8 protein-coding genes and 1 pseudogene are annotated in these 5,885 nt (G+C 60.6%); 7 read left to right on the top strand and 2 right to left on the bottom strand.

The genetic code is table 11. The annotated features are described in order from the left end of the window. From AACR77_RS12150 to ssb, 5 genes are all read left to right on the top strand, one after another. The coding region (locus tag AACR77_RS12150) for a hypothetical protein (RefSeq protein ID WP_042881808.1) at nucleotides 1–239 on the top strand (239 nt) is incomplete at its 5' end. Further along, nucleotides 236–673: a hypothetical protein gene (locus AACR77_RS12155; RefSeq protein WP_042881810.1), complete on the top strand. Its 438-nt coding sequence runs from the start codon at nucleotides 236–238 to the stop codon at nucleotides 671–673. The genes AACR77_RS12150 and AACR77_RS12155, both read left to right, overlap by 4 nt. After that, nucleotides 649–843: a hypothetical protein gene (locus AACR77_RS12160; protein WP_042881812.1), complete on the top strand. Its 195-nt coding sequence runs from the start codon at nucleotides 649–651 to the stop codon at nucleotides 841–843. The genes AACR77_RS12155 and AACR77_RS12160 overlap by 25 nt, the downstream gene beginning before the upstream one ends. Before the next feature lie 55 nt (nucleotides 844–898). Next, nucleotides 899–1,156 (top strand): hypothetical protein, encoded by a 258-nt coding sequence (locus AACR77_RS12165; RefSeq protein WP_042881814.1) that lies wholly within the window; start codon nucleotides 899–901, stop codon nucleotides 1,154–1,156. Beyond that, nucleotides 1,156–1,620 (top strand): single-stranded DNA-binding protein, encoded by a 465-nt coding sequence (ssb, locus tag AACR77_RS12170; RefSeq protein ID WP_042881816.1) that lies wholly within the window; start codon nucleotides 1,156–1,158, stop codon nucleotides 1,618–1,620. The genes AACR77_RS12165 and ssb overlap by 1 nt, the downstream gene beginning before the upstream one ends. Nucleotides 1,621–1,778: 158 nt before the next feature. Here ssb and AACR77_RS12175 read toward each other — a convergent pair whose 3' ends face one another. Then, nucleotides 1,779–2,972 (bottom strand): tyrosine-type recombinase/integrase, encoded by a 1,194-nt coding sequence (locus AACR77_RS12175; RefSeq protein ID WP_081999446.1) that lies wholly within the window; start codon nucleotides 2,970–2,972, stop codon nucleotides 1,779–1,781. 182 nt (nucleotides 2,973–3,154) lie between these two features. Here AACR77_RS12175 and sbcB point away from each other — a divergent pair, with 182 nt between their 5' ends. Together sbcB and AACR77_RS12185 are read left to right on the top strand one after the other, a co-directional pair. Further along, nucleotides 3,155–4,582, top strand: a complete 1,428-nt coding sequence (gene sbcB, locus AACR77_RS12180) for an exodeoxyribonuclease I (RefSeq protein WP_042881818.1) — start codon at nucleotides 3,155–3,157, stop codon at nucleotides 4,580–4,582. Between the two features lie 148 nt (nucleotides 4,583–4,730). Beyond that, complete coding sequence (locus AACR77_RS12185; protein WP_039038881.1) at nucleotides 4,731–5,237, top strand: hypothetical protein; 507 nt, start codon at nucleotides 4,731–4,733, stop codon at nucleotides 5,235–5,237. Nucleotides 5,238–5,295: 58 nt separating this feature from the next. Here AACR77_RS12185 and AACR77_RS12190 read toward each other — a convergent pair. Further along, nucleotides 5,296–5,885 (bottom strand): annotated as a pseudogene (locus tag AACR77_RS12190) (alpha-galactosidase); the annotation flags it as partial.

Below are 5,885 nucleotides of genomic sequence, written 5' to 3' on the forward strand. Positions count from 1 at the left end.
GGTGCGGCAACACCTGGGTGATCGTGGATATCGGCCTGCGCATGCTGGTACCGAAGGAGCTCTATGGCTGTCAGGGCATGCCACGCCACTACATCCATGACCGCGGCCACGACGGCACCCCACTCTCCATCACCGATCAGGTTCTGATGGTGGGCAACAGCGTCAGCCCTCCGCCGATGGCGGCCATTGCCAGAGCCAACAATCCGTACAAGCACCTGCAGGCCAGTAGGGCAGCATGAGCATCGTTCAGGACGTTGCCGAGTGGATTCATGCCCGAACCGGCGGCGCCATCAGTGCCGAGGTGGCCGCCGAGTTCTCCCTCACTGTCAGTGAGGCCAGCATCGTGATGGGCCAGATCCACAGGGAGTCCCGCTTCATCACCCGAATTGAACACTTCTGCATGGTTGGGGATAACGGTCGCGGGCGCCATACCCGCCGCCTCTTCGTTGACGCAGCCAAACCGCCGCAGTGGCGCAAGACCCCGGTGATCGGCATCAATGGGGATCAGGTCGTCCGGTTTGACAGCGTTACTGATGCCGAGACCAAGGGCGGCTTTGTCAGGGTCGGCATCACCCGCTGTCTTGCCGGCCAGCAGAAACAACACGGCGGCTACCGCTGGCAGATCGACACAACCAAAGGAGCAGACCAATGCACCGCTACAGCTACACCCTGAATGCGGCCACCGAATTGGGGGCAGCACCGGATCGCCTGACCGGGACCGTCGAGGCACACCACCCGATGACCCACCAGCAGATCCGACTGGCCGCCATCGACAAGGCCCCGGCCCAGTATCTGAATTTCAGCGAACTGGAGTACCAGGAGATTGAATCACCCCTGAATTGAATACCCGGCCATGCTGGCCTGGGTGTAACGGACCACGACTGTCCGGGAGGACACGATGCATATCAAACTTTACCAGCGCAATTACCGGGATGATCTCAAGCAGGCCATCCAGCAGGAGCATGCCGGCAACCACCATGATGCCGCACTCTCCTACAAGAAAGCCCAGCACCATGCCACCAACGCCAACATGCTGGAGAAGGCCAAGTTCGCGATGGCCCGCCGTATCCACTGCCTCAAGCAGGCAAAGGATCCCGAATGGAAGCAGGTCAACGCCAAGTTCCAGCAACTCCATCAAGCCCTGGAGCATCGCTGATGGCCAGCCGCGGTATCAACAAAGTCATCCTAATCGGCAACCTGGGCCAGGATCCGGAAGTGCGCTACATGCCCGGCGGGAACGCTGTCACCAGCATCACCCTGGCTACCTCAGAAACATGGCGTGACAAGCAGACCGGCGAGGCCAAGGAGCGCACCGAGTGGCATCGTGTCGTGTTCATGGGAATGCTGGCTGAGGTGGCAGGGAAGCACCTGAAGAAGGGCTCCCAGGTCTATGCGGAGGGCAAACTGCGGACTCGCAAATGGCAGGACCAAAGCGGCCAAGAGCGCTACACCACCGAGGTACTCGTAGACAGCTTCACCGGTGTGATGCAGATGCTGGGAGGGAATGGAGGAGGGAAACAGCAGGGAGCAAGCTGTCAGCCAAGGCCAACTCCACAACCGGCGCAGTCGCCGGCCAACAACGAACCACCAATCGATTATGACGACGATCTGCCGTTCTAGGATTCACCGGAGGATATATGCTTGAGCCAATTGAAAAAATAGAGCAGAAAGAACTGATGGTGATGCTGGGAAAAGGCAGGACAGCACTGTATCACCTTCGCAATAAAGACGAGACCTTCCCAAAGCCCATAGACCACCAGCCCCTTCGCTGGATCAAGTCACACATCATGGCCTGGATTGACAGCCACAACCGGATCAGGGACAACGCCTAGTTCCCGCTGAATTACCGTCCACCAGCGCTCATAGGCAACCGATTGATCCTCCAGCCAATCATGCTTGTTGTATACAGCCATCACGCCAAGCAGGGTGTGCCCCAGCATCACTTCGGTGATATGGGGCGACACCCCCATTTCTGATAACCGGGTCGACAGGGTCCGGCGAGCATCATGGATCCGCCAATGGGGAATCCCCAGGTTGCTGCGCAAGCGGCTCACCAGCCGATTGCATGAGTGGATCTCCAGCGGTCCATTACTCTCCCCTTGTCCAGGGAACAGATAGACCGGGTCCACCGATGCCATCGCAGCCCGTTCGAACAATTGCTTACCAACCGATGTGATGGGGCGACGAATAGGCCTGCCAGTCTTGCTGATCTCCGCCGGCACAGTCCAAACCATGGACTCGAAATCCAGGTCCTGACGCTTGAGCGTTCTGGCCTCAGACAGCCGGCACCCATATACCAGACACAGCAGATGGATCACCTTGTTGCCGGTGCCTGCCCGGCTGGCCTCGATGGCACGCCAGATCTTGGCAACCTCAGAAACCGTCAACACCCGATGCCCCGTCTTGGCCGGCGCCCCAACATCCCGTGCCCGCAGACTCATCATATTGGGCATGTTGATCGTGCCGCGGCGAATATGCCAGTTGAAGCAGGCCTTCAACCCCGTGATCACCGCACGGGTTACCCCCGGTGCCCGCTCGCTGATGGCATCGAAATAGCTCAGCCACATGTCCATGGTGATCTGGTTGAGTGGCCGGTCAGGCAAACGATTCTTGACCGACGAGAAGGTGTAGCGATAGTTCTTCTGGGTACCTTCACGGCACTCCCGCATCACATACTTCTCGAACCACTCGTCGAACAGGGCGGCGGGCGTGGGCTCTTCGCCGGTTTCGACATGCTGCTTGGGGCCTGCCTTGAGTTCAGCAGCTTTGATCCTGGCATCCCGAAGCGTCACCGCAGGGTAACGACCGATAGTCGTCCTGACTTGTTTCCTGTCCTGCATATGGCGCACCTGGAAGGTGATCAACCCTTTTGGTGACACCCTGACACCCAGCCCATCACCGTCAGTGACTTCGCTCTGACCCGTGTATGGTTTACCATTGATGCCTCGCAGCCAGCTGTCTGAAATTGCCATCGCTCACCCAATAAAATTTTGTACTAACACAATACCATGATTTGTACTTAAAGCTGTACTAAAGGGCGGGTGAACGAGACTAGACAACTGTGAACATCGAACAAGTTATGAGTGCTCAGACATCACTGAACACACCTAAAATAGTAATTTAATCAAGCCACTGGGCGAATAACAAAGAACGAATGAGCACTTCAAAGAACCAAGTTACACAACCAACATTCTACTTCCACGACTTCGAGACCTTCGGCATCAGTCCGGCCAAAGACAGGCCGTCGCAGTTTGCGGGCATTCGCACCGACGCGGATTTCAACGTCATCGGCGAGCCGCTGGTGATTTACTGCAAGCCGCCGGCAGATTACCTGCCGGAGCCGGAAGCCTGCCTCATCACCGGCATCACGCCGCAAAAGGCGATGAAGGACGGCCTGTGCGAGGCGGACTTCATCCGCCAGATCCACGCAGAGTTTGCCACCCCGGGCACCTGCGTGCTCGGCTACAACAGCATCCGCTTCGATGACGAGGTGACCCGCTACACCCTCTATCGCAACTTCTACGACCCCTATGCCTACGCCTGGCAGAACGGCAACTCCCGCTGGGACATCCTCGACATGCTGCGGGCCTGCTACGCCCTGCGCCCGCAGGGGATAGAGTGGGCGTTTGACGACGAGGGCAAGCCGAGCTTCAGGCTGGAGAAGCTGACGGTGGCCAACGGCGTGGCCCACGCCAACGCCCACGATGCGCTCTCGGATGTGCTGGCCACCATCGAGATGGCCAGGCTGGTGAAAAAAGCCCAGCCCAAGCTCTTCGAGTACCTCTTTGATCTTCGCAACAAGAACAAGGTAAAGGCCCTCATCGACGTGGTGACCATGAAACCCCTGGTGCACGTCTCCGGCATGTTCTCCCCCTGGCAGGGGTGTGCGAGCTGGGTGTCGCCGCTCGCCTGGCACCCCACCAACCAGAACGCGGTGATCATGGTGGATCTGACCCGTGACCCGACTCCGCTCATCGAGCTCTCCTGCGAGGAGATCCGCGAGCGCCTCTACACCAAAAAAGAGGAGCTGGGGGATCTGGCCAGCATTCCGGTCAAACTGGTGCACATCAACAAGTGCCCGGTGCTGGCCCCGGCCGCCACCCTGACGCCGGAGCGGGCGGACGAGCTGGGCATCAATCGGGCTCAGTGCCGCAAGAGCCTGGATCTGCTGCGGGCCCACCCCGAGGTGCGGGAAAAACTGGTGGAGGTGTTCAACCAGGAGTTTGCCGGCAGCGCCGACGGCGACCCCGACACCCAGCTCTACGCCGGCTTCTTCGGCCACGGCGACAAGTCCACCATGGATCTGGTGCGCGCCACCCCGGCGGATCTGCTGGGGGAGCGGGAGTTTGCCTTCACGGATCCCCGTCTGCCCGAGATGCTGTTTCGCTACCGCGCCCGCAACTGGCCCCACACCTTGAGCGAAGCGGAGCAGAAGCGCTGGCGCCTGCACTGCAGCGACTACTTCAGCCGCCGCCTGCCGGATTATGTGCCGCGCCTGGAAGCCCTGGCGGAACAGAACCAGGGGAACGAACGGAACTTTGCGATTCTAAAGAGTCTCTATCACTACCTTGAAAATCTGTGAGATGTGAGCCGTTTCACAGTTAAAAACCGATGCGTTTCCCCGGCTCGCGACATAATGGGCAGGGAGCCCAAGCTCCTGATAGTGTGAATATTTAGATGCGCTGACGGCATGGATGCCGTGCTTTCGACTGTTGGGGAACTCTCGTTTTATGCGTTCAGCTCTGCCTGCTTTGACACTCGTCGCCTGTGCCCTGCTGCCCCAGGCCGCCCTCGCTGGCGCCCGGTTCGAGGTGCCAGACTACCTCTTGCGCCTGCCGGAGCAGACCTACCGGCTCATCGAGCGCAATTTCAGCACCCTCTACCAGCAGACCGACTTCACCCCGCAAATCACCAACAGCTATTTCAACCACTCGGATCTCTACCGCTTCGCCGGCATTCCCCTGGCCATCACGCCGCAAAACGGCTTCCAGATGGAGGTGTTCGGCCAGCTCTACAACAAGTCATCCCAGATCTATGCCCAGATGAGCCAGGATCTCTCCCTCTATCGCACCCTGCGGGTGGACATGATGGGGGATCAGAGCGACGAGATCGCCATCGGCATGGGGCTCGGCATCCCCCTGACAACTCGCCTCACCGTCAAGGCGCTCGCCTCCAGCAACGAGATCCCGGGCTATGGCTCCGCCAATTACGCCATCGGGATGGAGTGGCACTTCTAGAGACCATTTCGCCACGTAAAAAAGGCTCCCGAGGGAGCCTTTTTGCAGTGCAACGCCATCAGGGGTAGCGGATCACTGCCCCCTGCCCCCCTTGCAGCACCAGGGTGCTCCCCAGGGGCGTCTCGTCCCAGAAGTCCGTGCCCCCCGGCGTCAACGGGAACTCGCAGGGGTGCTCCCCCCAGTTGAACAGGCAGAGCAGCTCGCCGCCCCCGGGCAGCGCCACCCGCCCGCGCTCGAATGCCATCCCCTCGAAGCGGGCCGCCGGGGTGCGCGCGGCGCACAGGGCGAGCAGCTTGCCAAGGCGCGCCCCTTGCGCCTCGTCCAGATCCTGCAATCTGTCCCCCGCCAGCACCATGCCACCGCTCGCCACCAGGGCGGCCAGGTGGAAGTCGTACTCGGCGCGGCTCCCGTGCTGGCCCGGGATATCCCGCAGGCAAACGCAGTCGGGGTCCAGCACCCAGAGCCGCTCGTGCTGCCAGGCGCGGCAGAAGGCTTCTCGCGCTATCTGGCGAAAACGGGGGCCCTGGCGCTCCACGTCATCGCTCACCCGCATGCCGTGCACCAGGCCGAGGCTCGGCCACAGCGGCGCATTGCAGCCGAGCAGGAAGGCCCCCTCCCCGGCGCCGCGCAGGATGGCGGCCATGCCCC

The organism is Aeromonas sp. ZOR0002, assembly GCF_963866995.1.
GTDB lineage: Bacteria > Pseudomonadota > Gammaproteobacteria > Enterobacterales > Aeromonadaceae > Aeromonas > Aeromonas caviae.

Coding starts and splice junctions, on each gene's coding strand:
- AACR77_RS12160 (WP_042881812.1), top strand. CDS start 649: ATGCACCGCTACAGCTACACCCTGAATGCGGCCACCGAATTGGGGGCA.
- AACR77_RS12155 (WP_042881810.1), top strand. CDS start 236: ATGAGCATCGTTCAGGACGTTGCCGAGTGGATTCATGCCCGAACCGGC.
- ssb (WP_042881816.1), top strand. CDS start 1,156: ATGGCCAGCCGCGGTATCAACAAAGTCATCCTAATCGGCAACCTGGGC.
- AACR77_RS12185 (WP_039038881.1), top strand. CDS start 4,731: ATGCGTTCAGCTCTGCCTGCTTTGACACTCGTCGCCTGTGCCCTGCTG.
- sbcB (WP_042881818.1), top strand. CDS start 3,155: ATGAGCACTTCAAAGAACCAAGTTACACAACCAACATTCTACTTCCAC.
- AACR77_RS12175 (WP_081999446.1), bottom strand. CDS start 2,972: ATGGCAATTTCAGACAGCTGGCTGCGAGGCATCAATGGTAAACCATAC.
- AACR77_RS12165 (WP_042881814.1), top strand. CDS start 899: ATGCATATCAAACTTTACCAGCGCAATTACCGGGATGATCTCAAGCAG.